The 15,894-nt window shown below is 62.0% G+C and carries 16 protein-coding genes and 3 pseudogenes; 15 read left to right on the forward strand and 4 right to left on the reverse strand.

Going from position 1 to position 15,894, the window contains the following annotated elements:
• The first annotated feature begins 63 nt into the window (after window positions 1-63).
• Window positions 64-390: a DUF6399 domain-containing protein gene (locus tag E4Q08_RS24635; RefSeq protein ID WP_248594820.1), complete on the forward strand. Its 327-nt coding sequence runs from the start codon at window positions 64-66 to the stop codon at window positions 388-390.
• On the opposite strand, the gene E4Q08_RS09955 is transcribed toward E4Q08_RS24635, so the two are convergent.
• Window positions 302-748 carry a toll/interleukin-1 receptor domain-containing protein gene (locus tag E4Q08_RS09955; RefSeq protein ID WP_169070275.1) on the reverse strand — a complete coding sequence of 149 codons (447 nt, stop codon included), beginning with the start codon at window positions 746-748 and terminating at the stop codon, window positions 302-304. The two genes, E4Q08_RS24635 and E4Q08_RS09955, sit on opposite strands and share 89 nt — an antisense overlap.
• 276 nt (window positions 749-1,024) lie before the next feature.
• The gene (locus E4Q08_RS09960) at window positions 1,025-1,267 is read right to left on the reverse strand and encodes a transposase (protein WP_332352486.1); all 243 of its coding nucleotides are present in this window, start codon (window positions 1,265-1,267) and stop codon (window positions 1,025-1,027) included.
• A gap of 276 nt (window positions 1,268-1,543) precedes the next feature.
• On the opposite strand from E4Q08_RS09960, the gene E4Q08_RS09965 reads away from it, so the two are divergent.
• The 13 genes and pseudogenes from E4Q08_RS09965 to kefC all read left to right on the forward strand — a co-directional run bounded on the left by E4Q08_RS09965 (window position 1,544) and on the right by kefC (window position 14,983).
• A complete protein-coding gene (locus E4Q08_RS09965) occupies window positions 1,544-1,912 on the forward strand; it encodes a VOC family protein (protein WP_169070277.1) in 369 nt (122 codons plus the stop codon).
• Window positions 1,913-2,064: 152 nt separating this feature from the next.
• A complete protein-coding gene (locus tag E4Q08_RS09970) occupies window positions 2,065-2,757 on the forward strand; it encodes a hypothetical protein (RefSeq protein WP_169070278.1) in 693 nt (230 codons plus the stop codon).
• A gap of 31 nt (window positions 2,758-2,788) precedes the next feature.
• Complete coding sequence (locus E4Q08_RS09975) at window positions 2,789-3,085, forward strand: hypothetical protein (protein ID WP_169070279.1); 297 nt, start codon at window positions 2,789-2,791, stop codon at window positions 3,083-3,085.
• 161 nt (window positions 3,086-3,246) lie between these two features.
• A pseudogene (locus tag E4Q08_RS26095) lies at window positions 3,247-3,711 on the forward strand (FHA domain-containing protein); the annotation flags it as partial.
• Window positions 3,712-3,901: 190 nt separating this feature from the next.
• Window positions 3,902-4,753 carry a type VI secretion system-associated FHA domain protein gene (locus E4Q08_RS09985; RefSeq protein WP_248594818.1) on the forward strand — a complete coding sequence of 284 codons (852 nt, stop codon included), beginning with the start codon at window positions 3,902-3,904 and terminating at the stop codon, window positions 4,751-4,753.
• Between the two features lie 58 nt (window positions 4,754-4,811).
• Complete coding sequence (locus E4Q08_RS09990) at window positions 4,812-5,285, forward strand: Crp/Fnr family transcriptional regulator (RefSeq protein ID WP_169070280.1); 474 nt, start codon at window positions 4,812-4,814, stop codon at window positions 5,283-5,285.
• A gap of 23 nt (window positions 5,286-5,308) precedes the next feature.
• Window positions 5,309-7,960, forward strand: coding sequence for an FAD-dependent oxidoreductase (locus E4Q08_RS09995; protein WP_169070281.1), 2,652 nt, complete (start codon window positions 5,309-5,311; stop codon window positions 7,958-7,960).
• 150 nt (window positions 7,961-8,110) lie between these two features.
• A complete protein-coding gene (parE, locus tag E4Q08_RS10000; RefSeq protein ID WP_169070282.1) occupies window positions 8,111-10,060 on the forward strand; it encodes a DNA topoisomerase IV subunit B in 1,950 nt (649 codons plus the stop codon).
• Window positions 10,061-10,469: 409 nt separating this feature from the next.
• Entirely contained in the window at window positions 10,470-10,715 is a 246-nt protein-coding gene (locus E4Q08_RS10005) for a FitA-like ribbon-helix-helix domain-containing protein (RefSeq protein ID WP_169070283.1), read from the forward strand.
• The gene (locus E4Q08_RS10010) at window positions 10,712-11,107 is read left to right on the forward strand and encodes a type II toxin-antitoxin system VapC family toxin (protein WP_034911071.1); all 396 of its coding nucleotides are present in this window, start codon (window positions 10,712-10,714) and stop codon (window positions 11,105-11,107) included. The genes E4Q08_RS10005 and E4Q08_RS10010 overlap by 4 nt, the downstream gene beginning before the upstream one ends.
• 21 nt (window positions 11,108-11,128) lie before the next feature.
• Window positions 11,129-12,367 carry an HD-GYP domain-containing protein gene (locus tag E4Q08_RS10015; RefSeq protein WP_034911069.1) on the forward strand — a complete coding sequence of 413 codons (1,239 nt, stop codon included), beginning with the start codon at window positions 11,129-11,131 and terminating at the stop codon, window positions 12,365-12,367.
• A gap of 290 nt (window positions 12,368-12,657) precedes the next feature.
• A complete protein-coding gene (gene kefF, locus E4Q08_RS10020) occupies window positions 12,658-13,197 on the forward strand; it encodes a glutathione-regulated potassium-efflux system oxidoreductase KefF (protein WP_034911068.1) in 540 nt (179 codons plus the stop codon).
• Window positions 13,190-14,983 (forward strand): glutathione-regulated potassium-efflux system protein KefC, encoded by a 1,794-nt coding sequence (gene kefC, locus E4Q08_RS10025; RefSeq protein WP_034911065.1) that lies wholly within the window; start codon window positions 13,190-13,192, stop codon window positions 14,981-14,983. Before kefF ends, kefC begins: the two co-directional genes overlap by 8 nt.
• Before the next feature lie 39 nt (window positions 14,984-15,022).
• Here the strand turns inward: kefC and E4Q08_RS10030 are convergent.
• Together E4Q08_RS10030 and E4Q08_RS10035 are read right to left on the reverse strand one after the other, a co-directional pair.
• Window positions 15,023-15,197: pseudogene (locus E4Q08_RS10030) on the reverse strand (exodeoxyribonuclease III); the annotation flags it as partial.
• Window positions 15,194-15,514 carry a glutaredoxin family protein gene (locus E4Q08_RS10035; RefSeq protein ID WP_169070285.1) on the reverse strand — a complete coding sequence of 107 codons (321 nt, stop codon included), beginning with the start codon at window positions 15,512-15,514 and terminating at the stop codon, window positions 15,194-15,196. The gene E4Q08_RS10035 and the pseudogene E4Q08_RS10030, both read right to left, overlap by 4 nt.
• A gap of 53 nt (window positions 15,515-15,567) precedes the next feature.
• Here E4Q08_RS10035 and E4Q08_RS10040 point away from each other — a divergent pair.
• Window positions 15,568-15,894: pseudogene (locus tag E4Q08_RS10040) on the forward strand (hypothetical protein); the annotation flags it as partial.

Here is a 15,894-nt window from a genome sequence, read left to right on the forward strand (position 1 = left end):
TTGGAGCGAGCATTAGAGGCCTGGAAAGCAGACCCGTTCCATTCGGGATTCTCCGAGAGTGAGTTGCAGCGCTGGCTAGAATGGGGGGAATGGATGGTGCGACAGTTCCATCGCAGCTCCTCCGCCGTCGAAGGGCGCAATGGCCGCTTGTCCCAGTTGTATCATAACGGGCGAGGTCTGACGAAATGCCGCCTGGCTGCGCTAACGGTTATCCACAACTATGGGGTGAGACGTAGTGACGGCACTATCGCAGCCGAACGTCTGTTTAGCACCTCTTTCCCTGATCTTTTCGATTGGCTGCTCAACCAGATGGGGGAACTTCCCTTACCGAGGAAGTCCCGCCACCGGGTTGTGCATAACCCATTGAAGTTAGAGATTGTCCCGGCTTAAGTGGGAAGCCGAAAAAACCAAGTTCCCATGGCGTCCACCGGGACTCGCCCGCGTTTTCCCCAACCACGAAGATCAGACTGCACGAATGGCGCATGATCGTGCGCAGGTAATTGGCGGTTCCTGCGGTGACATGCTCGCGATCGAGATGATCCGAACTGCTGTCCTTCCAATCCACGTAGGCTTCAAAGTGCAGCTCATTCTCGATGTAGTCATTCAGTTCCGTTACCAAGGCTTCATTCTCGCGGCGATGCGAAAGAAATACATCGTAAATCCGGTCCAGCGGCTTGTTCTGACGGGGTGTTGCTGCGTGCGTCATAGCAGAGGCCGACGAATTGAAGTTGGGGATATTGCTGTCCATAAGGTTCTCCCTTCGCGCTGTGCTTGTATTGAAAAACCGACAACCTTGTGGATCCACTATAGATGAGGTGGCGGGTGGTCGCTGATATACGTGCTGTAGAAGCGCTTCGGCAGGAAAGTGCGGGAAAGCGTTGGGGAAATGTCAGCAATTCCCGGCATAAGTTTCCCAAGTCATTGATTACAAACAGTTCCCAAATTGCATGCACAGATTTGGTGCGTTAATTATCAATATAAATCAACAGGTTAAATCAGGCCGGGAATTGCTGGGGAAATGTCATCAGATACATTTTCTGTACTTCCCCAGGCGCTCGTTCCACTGTCGGGCCACGCCCGCAGACATCTGGCCCTTCTTGGTCAAGCCACTCGCGTCCATGGGCACAGCGCTGGAGTAGCCAAAATGAACGTTCGCATCGGCGATCAGTTGCCGTCGGACGTTGCGCCGTTCCCATTCCGATTCACGGAACATGTGATGCAACTGTTGGTACGCGCTCTCTGCCACGGTTTCAGCCATACACTCCAGGTTACGGCGGGAACTCTGGAACTGGCACCTTCAAGCCCTCTTGTTCCTGCCTTTGGCGCTTGTGTGATGACCCGGAAGGCTCTTTTGTGCCGCCCGAGAACCCGTATCTGGCACGCAAATGGTTGACCCAGGGCGTTCCTCGCTTACAATCCCCTTGACAGCCGTACCGCCGTCGAGGCGCTTCAGTCCAACCATCCCGTCCAGCCGACCTGCTGACCGCTCGCGGCTGATGGGTGCCTGGACCTCGCATTCCACTCACATTCTGAAAGGACGGTTATGAACAATCCAGTTGGCTGGTTTGAAATATATGTCGAAGACATGACTCGTGCCAAGGCGTTCTATGAGGCGGTATCTGGCGTTCAACTGTCCAGGATCAAGAGCTCAGGCATGGAAATGTGGGCGTTTCCCATGCAGCCAGATGGATTTGGTGCTTCGGGCACATTGGTCAAGATGCCGGGCTTTCGTTCCGGCGGCAATGCCATCCTGGTCTACTTCAGCTGCGCCGACTGCGCGACTGAGGCTGCAAAGGCGGTTCAGTCCGGGGGCAAAGTCGAAAAGGAAAAGATGTCCATCGGGCAGTACGGCTACATCGCGCTGGTCATCGACACGGAAGGCAACATGATTGGCCTGCACTCGATGCAATGACCAAGAGGCCGCTCGATTCGAGTTTCCGGATGTATTAATCTGACGGTCGAGATGGACAGCCTGCAAGCTGCGCTTGCAGGTGCCCTCCGTGCTAGCTGCTCCGCTAGCTGATCACCTTCATGTTAGACAGCACTATGCGTGGAACACCGTTCATGACCAATACGCCTGGAGCCCTGGCAGCAGCATTGATCCTGCTTTTGATGGCAATGCCAAGTCCTGCTCGTGGCGATGGCCCGAAATCAGCACCTACGCTGTCGCAGGTACGCGGAAAAATTGACAGTGCTGATGGCAAAGCAATATACGACCAGCAAATGAGCGGTTCCACGCGCACGGATGGCTTTGGCACGATCTTGCCGGCGGGTCTCGCCACCGATGACATTGTCCGCCTCCTTCTTCCCAAGGCCAATGCATCCCTGGCGACACTTGCCGGAATGAAAAATTGGCCATATAAAGAAAACATGTACATTGCTTTCGCATGCATTGCACCAAACCAGCTCACCAAGGAACGTGCGCTGAAATACAACAATGGCAAAGCAATCTGTAACCCATGGCAAACCGAGACAAAGCCTGGAAGCAAGCCTGGGGAGTGGGTGTCATCCGGAGATTACCTGATGGCCATCGGTATGATCCGAAAGGATGGTGACCGCATTTCTCTGGCTTCAACCGTGGTCAGCTGGTCCGGCGTAGAAGGAAGTCCGTTGGCAACCAAATGGAGTCATTCGAATCTTTTTGGTCCCGGTGGAATCAATCAATGGCAGGACGAAGAAACCGAAAAAAATGAAGAGTGCGCTGCTCTACCCCTCGGAACTATATCGATTCGATTTTGCCAGGTACGCCATAAGTAATGAAACTGTTGCCTTTGGAATCCGTTCTGGAATGAATGAAAGTTATTCTGGTGGAGGTGCCAGTTTTCAGGTTCTAACACTGTTCGCAGTAATCAATGGAGAGTTACGTGCAATATTTTCCGAGCCGATGTATTACTTCAAGGACGTGGCAGGAGACTGGAATAAGGACGGCAGTCGCAATCATGAGATTTTCGAGGGTGAAAATACCGTCAGTATTTCTGACGCCAAGACGGACGGATATTACAAGCTGATCGTCAAATCAAAGAAGAAGGCCTGGAGCAAGAGTTTTCATTGGGACAGGAACTTGCTTCGGTATGTCGTGGATTGACAACTTTCCGGGGATTGCTCATGAAGCTTCGCCTGACACTGGAGAATACCAGCGATCTGCCAGCCACCGCTCCTGCGAGCATCGAATTCGGCGACCGCGAGAGCCTCAGCATAGGACGCGCGCAGGGACTGGACTGGACGCTACCCGATCCCAGCCAGCTGATGTCGGGCAGGCATTGCGAGATCCGTCGATCGCCGGAAGGGTACCTGCTCTACGACCTGTCGACGAACGGCACCTTCATCGACGCCAGCAATACCCGGCTGACCAGTCCGCACGCCCTGCAGGACGGCGAGCGCTTGCTGATCGGCGCATATCTCATCCGGGTCGAAGTCACCGATGACGGCGAGCCTGCCAGCCACGACGAGCAGACCCGCATGCTCCTCCGGCCAGCCGCCGAACCCCTTTTGCGACTGACGATAGAGAACCAGGCGACGCCTGCCGACCAGCAGCCATTGACGAAAACGCTGGGCCGCGAAGGATTGCTCAGGATCGGAAGGGACGATAGCGCCGACTGGACGCTGGCGGACCGGAGCGGGGGGATTTCCCGAAACCATTGCATGATCCGCTGCGTGGACGGCGTTTTCGTTGTCCAGGACACCTCCTCCAATGGCACCTTCGTCAATGACGATAGCGAGCGCATCCGTGGCAGCCATACACTACGCGACGGAGACCGCCTGCTGATTGGCCCATACCTGATTACCGCGCGGATCACCGGTATTGTGAACGCTGCCGCAATTGGCGCCACTGGCCCTGGCATCGACCAGCCCGCAGTTCTCTCGGCCGCGGCCGAACCCCCCCCCTGCTCCGGTGGCAGCAGTGCGTCCTGCAGGCGCGGCGCGGCGCGGCGGAGACCCGGCATTACTACTCGCCGATCTGCCACCGGTCACCCCGACGCCAGGCGGCCATGGCGCCGACACGACGCCCGAGAGAGTTGCTGCGGCCAGCGACGGCATGACCCGTCTGGCGCGGGTGGTCAAGACACCGCTGCCGATGCCGTCCACCGATCCGGCAGCGACCATGGCGGTTCCGGAAGCCGCCGTTGCCGTCTCTTCGTCCTCTCCTGCTGCCGCCGACGCACCTCCACCGGCGCCGCCGCCCGACCGCGTATTGGCCGGCATGGCCAGGGGACTCGGGCTGTCGCCGGAGGACCTCGACGAAACCGATGCCGCCGCGCTGGGCGAACGACTGGGACAACTGATCTTGCTGATCACCGAGGAAATGCGGCAATGGCTGGCCTTGCGCAATGCCGCCATCGACCAGCCGCCAGGCGCGCGCGCCGGCCCCAGCAATCCGCTCAGCATCATGCCGAGCAGCGAGGAAGCGCTGCGCGTGCTGTTCGGCCCGCCCCGGCGGGCCTACCTGGACAGCCACCAGTCTTTCCAGACCTGCCTGGCCGAACTGGGCCAGCACTTCCGGCAGACGGATGCCGCCGTCCGGGCCGCTGCGCAGGTACTGGCAAACGAACTGGCACCCGAGGCCATCGACCGGGCCGTGTCGGCCGAGAATCGCATCGGCCAATTGCTCGGTTCGCGCAAAGCCAGGCTGTGGGACATTTATGTCGAACGCTGGGGCAGCCGCAAACCCTTGCAGCCACACCGACCGGTTCGCTCCTTCATCGAGGCCTTCGCCGGCGAAACGATTCGTAGCGAACAGCGGGAAGACCATTGATGCGAGCTTTTCGTCATTACATTGTTCAGCGCCGGCACGCGCGCGCAGGGAGGCTCCGATGAAGTTTTTCAGCTACACCAATCCGAACGAACAAGTCACCGACAACCTCCCGCCGGCCAGCCTGCGGCCGGTCCTGCGCGAATTCTCGGACGATGAGCTCGACAGCCTCGACAGCTTCGTCGCCGAATTGCGCTTTGCCACCGGCAGCCGGATCATCGCCGCCGGCGAGCGCAACGATGCCTTGCTGATCATCGTTTCCGGCAGCGTCCGGATCACCGCTGGCGAAACCGGCAAGGCCGAGAGGGAAGTGGACGTACTCGTGGAAGGTGAAGTGTTCGGCATCTCGTCCTTCCTCGATGGCGAAGCCAGCGCGATCACCGCTACCGCCCTGCAAAGCACCGAGCTGCTTGCCTTGCGGCGGGCTTCCTTCGCGCAGTTGGCGGCGTGGAGACCCGCACTGGCCATTGCCCTGCTTCAGGATCTCGCGGCCTACACGAGCCGGCGCTTGCGTCAGCTGCAGGCGGCATGCTGAGCCTTTATCCGCGAAACCATGCCATGAGCCCCGAGCACTTCTTCGCCAATTACACCAAGCGCAGCTCCGCCCTGCCCAAGCCAGTGTGGCAGATCCTGCGCGTCCTCACGCTGCTCGCCACCCTCGGCTTTGCCGTCCTGCTGACGGTCGCTCCCGCCGTCGGGCTCAAGCTCTGGTGGGGTCTGGCGATTCCGGTTCTGCCAGCGGTGCTGGTGATTGCGCCCGGACTCTGGCGGCAGCTCTGTCCGATGGCCTTCCTTAACCAGATTCCGCGCATGACCGGCGCCAGCCGCAGCCAGCCGCTGCCCGGAAAATGGAAAGACCGTGCCTTTCTCATCGCTGTCGCCATCTTCATCGCCTGCGTCGCCGCCCGCTCGCCAGTCCTCAACCACGAGGGCGGACTGGTGGCTGCCGGCATCGTTGGCGTGCTCATCGCGGCCTTCGTCGGCGGCCTGCTGTTTGCCGGGCGCAGCGGCTGGTGCGGCACTTTCTGCCCGCTGGGGCCGATCCAGCGCACCTATGGCCATGCGCCGCTGGTCGTCGTCCCGAACGGCTATTGCCCGACCTGCGTCGGCTGCCAGAAAAACTGCTACGACTTCAATCCGCGCGGCGCGATCTTTGCCGACCTCGTCGATTCCGACCCGCGCTACGCCAGTCAGCGCCGACTGTTCATCGGCCTGCTGCCGGGGCTGATCGGTGCCTATTTCCTGCAGGGGCCGACGCAGACCTATGGCTATGAACTCTATCTGGCGATCCTGCTCGGCTCCTGTTGCGCGTCCGCCGGTCTGTATGCCATCGCCACCAGCTGCTTTCCCCTCTCGCCGCATCGCGTCGCGGCCGTTTTCGCCGCCGTCGCACTGGCCATCTTCTACTGGTTCGGCGGCCCCATCGTGCTCGCAACCCTCTCTTACTTCCTGTCCTTCGCGGCGCCGGAATGGCTGACGATGCTCAGTCGCGGTGTCGGCGTGGTCGGCGGACTGCTCCTGCTCGGCGCCAGCCTGTACGCCGAAGGCCTGTTCGCGAAAGCCGCCGCCAAACCTGCGCAGCGCGTGCCGGAGGCGAGCGGCAAGACGCAGATGCATACCCGCTTCGGTGGCAAGCAGGGAGCGGAGGTGACCGACCGGGAAACGAAGGTCGCCTTTCCGGTCCCGAAAGGCGCGACCCTTCTCGATGCCATCGAGAGCGCCGGTCTCAAGATCAACTATGGCTGCCGCGCCGGCCTCTGCGGCGCCGACGCGGTGGTGGTGTGCGCAGGCAGCAAGCATCTGTCACCGGCCGGCGATGACGAACTGGCGACGCTGCGCCGACTCGGCCTGGAAGGCAAGGCACGACTGGCGTGCATGTGTCGGGTCAGCGGCCCGGTGCTCATCGACCGCGACCCGAACGCCTCCACCACGGAACCTGTCGAAGCAGCACCCGCCGCGCCGGCAGTGGACCATGCGCTCGCTGCCGGCGTTTCCCGGGTGGTGATCATCGGCAACGGCATCGCCGGCACCAGCACCGCAGAACAATTACGCCGCCTGAGCGCTTCGCTGCAGATCGACATGATCACCAGCGAACCGCTCCACTTCTACAACCGCATGGCCATCGGCCGACTGATCTACGGCCGCACCGGCATGGACGGACTGCAACTGATTCCCGACAACTGGTACGCCAGGAACCGCGTCGAGGTCTGGCGCAACTCGATCGCCCGCTCGGTGGATCGGCAGAGCAAGACCGTTCTTCTGGCCACCGGCGAATCGCTGCCTTACGACAAGCTGGTCCTCGCCACCGGTGCCCACTGCACGACACCGGACCCCGACTTCCTGTCCTTCGACAACGCCTTCGTCCTGCGCTCGGCGGAGGACGCGCAGGCACTGCGTAATTACGTGCAACTGCGGCGGGCACGCCGCGCGCTGGTCGTCGGCGGCGGCGTACTCGGCGTCGAGGCGGCGGATGCCCTGCACCACCTCGGGCTGCAGGTCACGCTCCTGCAGCGATCGGACCGGCTGATGAACGCGCAGCTCGACCGCCAGGGCGCCGCCCGCCTCGCCGCTTACCTCGAAGGCATCGGTATCCAGGTGCTCACGGACGTCGCCATCAGCCGCTGGGAAGGCCAGGGCGAGACGCTGCGCGCCGCCTGGCTGGCGCATGGACCTTGCGCCCGTGCGGATCTGTTCGTCGCCTGCCTGGGCATCGGCGCCAACGCGCAACTGGCCCGCGCTGCCGGTCTGGAAGTCGGCCGCGGCGTCCAGGTGGATTCCTGCATGCGCACCAGCGACCCCGACATCTACGCCGTCGGCGACGTCGCCGAACTGCCCGGTGCCGTTGGCGGCCTGTGGACCGTCGGCGCCGCCCAGGCGGCAACGGCCGCCAATGCACTGCTCGGTCGGCAGCAGCCCTATCAGGCGCCACGCATCGTGCTGCAGCTCAAGTGCGACGGGATCGATCTGCGCAGCTTTGGTGAAATTGCTGCCAAGCCTGATGATGAGGAATACACTGCCGGCCCCGGCGATGCGGCGTGGTGGCGCCTGATCCTGCGCCGGGGCGAGTTGGTAGGCGCGTTGTACGTTGGCCCGCCACGTTCGGCCAAGGACTTCACTCGTGTCGTGCAAGCCGGAGTCGACCTGACGCCGATCCGGGCGGATTTGCGGCGTGGAGATCTGTCGGGTCTGGCCAGGCTGATCAAGGATTGAGTATGGATTGATCTCGATCTGGCGAAGCGGTGGACTGCCGCAAGCGCCGGGCGGTGCGTCTGCACCGATGCCGGCTTCTGCAATACGGAAAACTGTCCCTGGCCGCTGGCGCGCAATCTGCCGACGCGGCCTGCTGGAGAAATAAGCGTAATGAGTTATACCGCAGAATCGATTGCTGTCCTCAAGGGGCTGGAGCCGGTGCGCCATCGCCCCGGCATGTATACGCGTACCGATTGCCCCCTGCACATCATCCAGGAAGCAATCGACAACGCCGCCGACGAAGCGCTGGGGGGCTATTGCAAGCGCATCACGGTGATCCTCCACCGCGATCATTCGGTCACGGTTCAGGACGATGGGCGGGGTATTCCGGTGGAAATGCACCCGCTTGAAAAGGTGCCGACCGTCGAAGTGGTGTTTACCCGCCTGCACGCCGGCGGCAAGTTCAACAAGGACGATCAGGCTTCGGCGTACCGCTTCTCGGGCGGTCTGCACGGCGTTGGTGTTTCGGTGACCAATGCCCTGTCGACGCGGCTTGAGGTCGAAGTGGTTCGCGACGGCGCGCGCCATCAGATGGCTTTTGCCGGGGGCGATGTCGTCGAGCCGCTGCGTCGGGTCGGCGACGCACCAAAAAAAGCCAGTGGCACGCGCGTGCGTGCCTGGCCGGACGCGACCTTCTTCGACTCGCCGGCGATCCCGCTGGCACAGCTCGAACGCCTGTTGCGCAGCAAGGCGCTGCTTTTGCCCGGCCTGCAGGTTTCCCTGAGCGTCGAGGATGGCGCGACCACCGAATGGTGCTTCGCCAAGGGCATGCTGCAGTATCTGAGCGAGCAGATCGAAGGGGAAGTGGTGGCGCCGGTGTTCAGCAGCGAGAAGTACGCGACCCGGGGCGACGAGAACTTCCCGGTTGGATCGGGTGCCTCCTGGGCGATCTGCTGGACTGCCGAGGGCGGTCTGGCGCGCGAATCCTACGTCAACCTCATTCCGACGACTGCCGGCGGCACGCATGAGGCCGGCCTGCGGCAGGCGACCCTCGACGCCATTCGCAGCTTCGCCGAGCACCACGCGCTGCTGCCCAAGGGCGTCAAGCTCGCCGCCGAAGACGTCTTCTCGCGTGCCAGCTTCGTTCTCGCGGTGCGCATGCTCGATCCCTCGTTCCAGGGGCAGACCAAGGAACGACTGAACTCGCGCGATGCGCTGGCGCTCGTCGTACGCATGGTTCGCGACACCTTCGAGTTGTGGCTCAACGAGCATCCGGAAGCAGCGAAGAAGATCACCGAACTCGCCATCCGGGCGGCACAGGCGCGCACGCGGGCAAGCCAGAAGGTCGAGAAGCGCAAGCAGACCGGGGTGGCGATCCTGCCCGGCAAGCTCTCGGATTGTCAGAGCGAGGATACCCGCCGCAACGAGATTTTTCTCGTCGAGGGGGACTCTGCCGGTGGTTCGGCGAAATCGGGGCGCGACAAGGAACTGCAGGCGATCCTGCCGCTGCGCGGCAAGGTGCTCAATACCTGGGAGGTCGAAGCCGGCAGCCTGTTTGCCAACCGCGAAGTGCACGATATTGCGGTGGCGCTCGGCATCGATCCACACCCGGCGAACGCGCCCGATTCGGTGCTGCTCAACCTGCGCTACGGCAAGGTGGTGATCATGACCGACGCCGATGTCGACGGCTCACATATCCGGGTTCTCCTGTGCACGCTCTTCTACCGCCATTTTCCGAAGCTGATCGAGAACGGCCATCTCTATTTTGCGCAACCGCCGCTGTATCGCCTCGATGTCCCCGGCCAGGGCAAGACGCGCCCGCCGCGCAAGATTTACGCGCTCGACAGCGACGAGCGCGAAGCAGCGATCGACCGCTTGCGACTCGAGGGAGTCAAGCCGGAGGCGGTGTCGATCTCGCGTTTCAAGGGACTCGGCGAAATGAACCCAGAGCAGCTCTGGGAAACAACGATGTCACCCGACACGCGCCGCCTGATGCGCATTCGCATGCCTGGCGCCGAGGCCGCCAGGCCGGTGATGAACATGCTGATGGCCAAGGGCGAGTCGGCCGGCCGGCGCGCGTGGATGGAAGAAAACGGTGCCCTGATCGGCGCAGAGGTCTGAGGGTGCTCTGCCAGCAAGGAAAGATTCGACGCCAGACCCGTTTCCGAGGATTCATCTTGATCGCCCTGATCGATGCCCATCCGCATCCGGCACGATCACGCGCCAATCCCAGCGGACGCAAGCGCCAGATGGCCGGGTTAATGTGAAAGTCGCGTCAGCGACTCACGAATCTCCCCTCCCCCCTCGCGGGGGCGCAGGCGGGGTTTCGCGGAGCACCGCTCCGCGCCGCCGCAGCCGGCCCGCGATGTAGCGCGGGCCGTCGAAGGGGTCGGGGGAGAGGGAAACGGTCATGACTTTCATGATCGGGGGTACCTGGAAAAGTCATGACCGTTAGCCGACGTTCGTGGCGCCTGCCTTGACGGAGCGTCTGCGTGAAACCATAATGGTTGCACTTTGGCTGGAGTGAGCAATGCCGACGACCCTGACCTTGAAGAACATCCCTGATGCGGTGTACGAGCGACTGAAGGCCGCGGCCGAGAAGCATCGCCGCAGCATGAACAGCGAAGCCATTGTGTGCCTTGAGGCCGTTCTCGTGCCGACGACAGTGACTCCCGGCGAGCGACTCGCACGCGCGCGTGAAATGCGCTCGGCCTTGTTTCCGAAGAAGTTCTCGGCGCACGACATCGATGCCTTGAAGCGGGAAGGGCGTTCATGATCGTTGTTGACACCAATGTGCTTGCTTACCTGTACTTGCCATGTGAGCATTCGGCGGCGGCTGAAGCGTTGCTTGCGCGCGACCCGGAATGGGCTGCGCCGGTACTTTGGCGTAGCGAGTTCCGAAACATTCTGGCGGGGTACTTGCGGCGAGGGGATCTGACATTTGAGCAGGCGCAACGCCTGCAGAGCGAAGCTGAAGAATTGCTTTCTGGTTCAGAGTTCGAGGTCGATTCGCCAAGCGTGTTCGCGTTTGTTCGTGACAGTGATTGTTCGGCGTACGACTGCGAATTCATCGCGTTGGCTGCAAAGCTCGGCATCAGTCTCGTGACCATGGACAAGAAGCTGCTTCATGCATTCCCGGCTCGTGCGCTGGCTTTGCCTATCGGCTGACGCGCACATGCTTGACCCGCGATGACCCTGAGAATCGATCTGAAGAGCGCCATTCTGGCGCTGTCCGACGCGCTTGACCTGGTCGGTGTCAATGACTTCCAGCATGGCAAACGCGTCGCGATGATCGCACGCGAGACTGGACTGGTCATGGGCTTGTCGCAAGGACGGCTGGACCGGCTGGTCTGCGGCTGCCTGCTGCACGACCTCGGCGTTTCGTCTACCGCGGTGCAACGGCGGCTGCTGAGCGAAGCCGACTGGGAGGACCGGCACATACACTGCGAGACCGGCTATCGATTGCTGCAGCCCTTTGCCCACCTGTCGCAGGTTGCCAAGGCCATTCGCTACCACCATACCCCTTGGGTGGAACTGTCTAGCGACCTCGACGAGGTCGATGCGCTCGACAGCAACCTGATCCTGCTCGGCGACCGCGTCGATGCGATGCTGCTGCAACGCGGGCTGGACAACCCGCTGTTCAACGGCAGCGGTATCGTCAAGACGATCTCCACGCTGGCTGGCCGCGAACTGCTGCCGGCAGCGGTCGAAGCATTCGCCGCCGCTGCTTCCCGGGAAGCTTTCTGGATAGCTCTGGTGCCGCGGCACGTCCAGACCTATCTCAACGATTTGCCGCTGTCCGAGTGGCGGGTAACGATCGATTTCCCGCAGTTCGGCCACGTCGCGCGTCTGATTTCGACGATCGTCGATGCCAAGAGCCACTTCACGGCGGCGCACTCGATCGGCGTCGCGCAGCTCGCCCGTCATCTGGCGCAAGGGCTGGGACTGGCTGCCGATTCGCTGGCCATGGTCGAGGTCGCCGGCCTGATGCACGATGTCGGCAAGCTGTGTGTGCCCGATGAAATCATCGAAAAGCGTGCTCGCCTGACGCCACTGGAGTTCTCGGTGATGGAGCGGCACAGCTTCGAGACCTACCAGATCCTGCGGCATATCCCCGGCCTCGAACAGGTTGCCGAATGGGCGGGCTTCCATCATGAAGCGCTCAACGGACACGGCTATCCGTTCCGGCGCAGCGCTGCCCGCCTTTCGCCAGAGGCGCGCATCGTCGCCGTTGCCGATGTCTTCCAGGCGCTGGCACAGGAGCGTCCCTACCGCGGTCCGCAACCCGCTGACGAGATTCAGCGGCTTCTCGGCGTATTCGTCGAGCGTGGTGTTCTCGATGGCGAGATCGTCGCTCTGGCTTGCGACGATCTCGATGGCAGTTGGCGGGCGGCGACGCTGCCGTTGCCGGCGACTCCTGGTGGATGAACTGCGGCATGCCGCAGCAAGCACGCTCGCGCCAGCAATCGCCGCCGGGATCATGAAGTCATGACAGTTTCCCTCTCCCCCGACCCCTTCCACGGCCCGCGCTGCATCGCGGGCCTGCTGCGGCGGCGCGGAGCGGTGCTCCGCGAAACCCCGCCTGCGCCCCCGCGAGGGGGAGGGGAGATTCGTGAGTCACATACGCGACTTTCACATTAACAGGCCATGCCTGTCCTGGGGAACCGGGAGCAGCAGAAACCTGCCGAATGTGCCAGACCCTTTGCTGAGGATTCCTCTTGATCGCTCTGATTTATGCCCATCCGCATCCGGCGCGGTCACGCGCCAATCGCGCGCTGCTGGAAGCGGCGCGCTCCGTACCTTCCGTGATCGTCCGCTCGCTGTACGACCGCTATCCGGATTTCGAGATCGATGTCGCGGCCGAACGCAAACTGCTGATCGAATCTCGACTGATCGTCTGGCAGCACCCATGCATGTGGTACTCGGCACCGGCTCTGCAAAAACTCTGGTTCGACACGGTGCTCACGGAAGGCTGGGCGATCGGCGAAGGCGGCACCGCGCTGGTCGGCAAATCATGCCTGTGGGTGACGACCACCGGCGCAACCTCGGAGGGCTACTCGCCAGAGGGAACGCACCGCTTTCCGTTCACCGCCTTCGCTCCGGCCTTGGAAATGACCGCGCGTTTCTGCGGCATGCACTGGCTACCACCGCAAGTCGTGCACGGCGCGCATCTGATCGATGATGCCACCCTGCAACAGCATGCTGCGCAGTATCGGCAGCGGCTGCTCGCCTTTGCTGCGGAGGTGGAACATGGCTGACCCCCTGTTGCGCGATGCCCTCGTCTACCTCGGCGCGGCGGTCGTCTGCGTACCGATCGCCAAGCAGAGCGGCCTTGGCTCGGTTCTTGGCTACCTGATTGCCGGATGGCTGATCGGTCCGTGGGGCCTGAAGCTGGTCGGTGAAGTCGAATCGACGCTGCATTTCGCGGAGTTCGGCGTCGTGCTGATGTTGTTCCTGATCGGGCTCGAACTCGAGTTGAAGCGTCTGGTCGAGATGCGCCTTGCGGTGTTCGGTGGTGGCACGCTGCAAATGGCGGTATGTGGCGCGGCCCTCGCGCTCGGCCTGGTCGCGCTCGGTCTGAACTGGCAGGCAGCACTCGCCGCCGGCTTGGCACTGGCACTGTCGTCTACGGCAATCGCCGTGCAAACGATGAACGAGCGTAACGTCATGACGGCACCCGTCGGCCGCAGCGCTTTTGCCGTGCTGTTGTTCCAGGATATTGCGGCGATTCCGCTGATTGCCCTGGTGCCGTTTCTTGGTGCGGCCGGCGGTGAAGGGGGTAGCGGCTGGCTGGGCGCCGGCAAAGCCATTGCCGCGATCGTTGGCGTCGTGATCATCGGTCGCTTTCTGACGCGGCCTCTGATGCGTCTGATTGCCAAGTCCGAAGTGCGCGAGATCTTCACCGCTTTCGCCTTGTTGCTGGTCATCGGTATCGCCCAGCTGATGGCTGGAGCCGGCCTGTCGATGGCACTCGGCGCTTTCCTGGCGGGGGTGTTACTGGCCAGTTCCGAGTACCGGCATGCCCTCGAAAGCGACATCGCGCCGTTCAAAGGACTTCTGCTCGGGCTCTTCTTCATTGCCGTCGGCATGTCGATCGACTTCGGCCAGGTCATCGCGCGTCCCGGCCTGCTGGCGATACTGCTTGTCGGTCTGCTCATGGTCAAGGGGACGATGCTCGCGCTGATTGCTCCGCGTCTGGAGGTTCCTCACTCCGAGCGTTGGCTGTTCGCGGCGCTGCTGGCGCAAGCGGGTGAGTTTGCCTTCGTCGTCTTCGGCGTGGCACGCGCGGCAGAAATCTTGTCGCGTGCCTGGGAAGGCCTGCTGACGGCGGCAGTGGCGCTGTCGATGGCGGCCACACCGTTGCTGCTGATCGCATTCGATCGGCTGACCGCAAGTCGCGCGCAGGCGCAGCGCGAAGCCGATGCGATCGAAGACGATAGTGCGGCGGTGATCATCGCCGGCATGGGGCGTTACGGGCAGATCGTCGGCCGTGTGCTGCTGGCACAAGGTGTCCACATCACCGTGCTCGACCACGATCCCGATCAGATCGATACCTTGCGCAAATTCGGCTACCAGGTCTTCTATGGCGATGCCACGCGGCTCGACCTGCTGGCCGCGGCCGGGGCAGCCAAGGCGAAGCTGCTGGTCGTCGCGATCGACGACGTGGCCGACAGCCTGGCCCTCGTCGATCTGGTGAAGGAGAATTTTCCGAACCTGGAAATCGTCGCGCGTGCGCGCAACGTGCGGCACTGGCTCGAACTGGCCGATCGCGGGGTGACCGCAACCGAACGCGAGACCTTCGAGTCGTCTCTGAAGAGCGCTCGAGCGGCCCTGACGATACTGGGTGTAGAACCCTATGAGGCGCGCGAGATTGCCGAGGCTTTTCGCCGGCAGAACGTGATCACGCTCAAGGCCCTGCTGCCGCACTTCCACGACGAAGCCAGGACGGTAGCGATTGCCAAGAGTGGCCGCGAAGAACTCGAAGAAAACCTGCGCCGCGATCGCGAGGCGCGCCAGAAAACCAGCGCCCGCGGCTGGCACTGAGTCGGATGATGGCCTTCTGGTCGGGTGGCATCTCCAATGCCCGGAGAAAATGACCTGATGACCCGCCGCCTCAATTGCCTACTGCGGGAAGTTGTGGTCCTCGGAGCCTGGTCTCCTGCAGGCAAATGACATCGGCCTGTTGCGCGGCAAGCCATTCCAGCGGTTGTGGCAGGCGAACCTTGAGCGAGTTGACGTTCCATGCCGCCAGTTTCATCTGGCGAAGGTGCCTGACGGCCTGGCGCCATAGGGGGCTGATTTCGGATAGCCGGCCAGGTCGAGCAGGTTGTTCCAGGCGCCATAATCAAGTCCTTTGAAAGTTTGCTGACCGACGATGAGGCTGGGTACGGCGGCCTCGCTTCCCAGTATCTTGCTGAGCTCGGCGGATTCCTCATTACTCTTCAGCATCTTTTCCGAAAACGGAATGCCGCGTCGATTGAGCATGTCGCGGGCCTGTTTGCACTCTTCGACACAAGTGGCCGTCGTGTACAGCGTGACCGGGAATTTTTTGGCTTCCCACTTAAAGCGGGACAGTCATGCTACCGATAGAGTCTGAGGATGAAGGGAGCTGAGGAGATGGGAACTGGTTGCCGCATCTCCTGTATCATCAGTTTTATGACAAAAAAAACTCTACGACTCAAGCCATACGGACAACCAGCCGCGTCATTTTTGCCGCACTTACAGACCAGGGAAAACGAAGCCTGCGTGCAGTGGGGGAATTAATTCATCGCCCGAAAAGCAGTGTTCATCGCCACCTGCAAGCGCAAGCCCGTAGGAACCGACATCCTGAATCGGGGTTTTGGGAAACCGAAGAGGGGGAGGCATGGCTGAGATTGCTGGTATTTGCTGTGCTGTACACGTTCGGGCTGCAACATCATGTGGGGGCGGGTGCCTTGTCGGATTTCTTCCAATTG

The organism is Candidatus Accumulibacter contiguus (assembly GCF_012940005.1).
In the GTDB taxonomy this organism is placed as follows: Bacteria; Pseudomonadota; Gammaproteobacteria; order Burkholderiales; family Rhodocyclaceae; genus Accumulibacter; species Accumulibacter contiguus.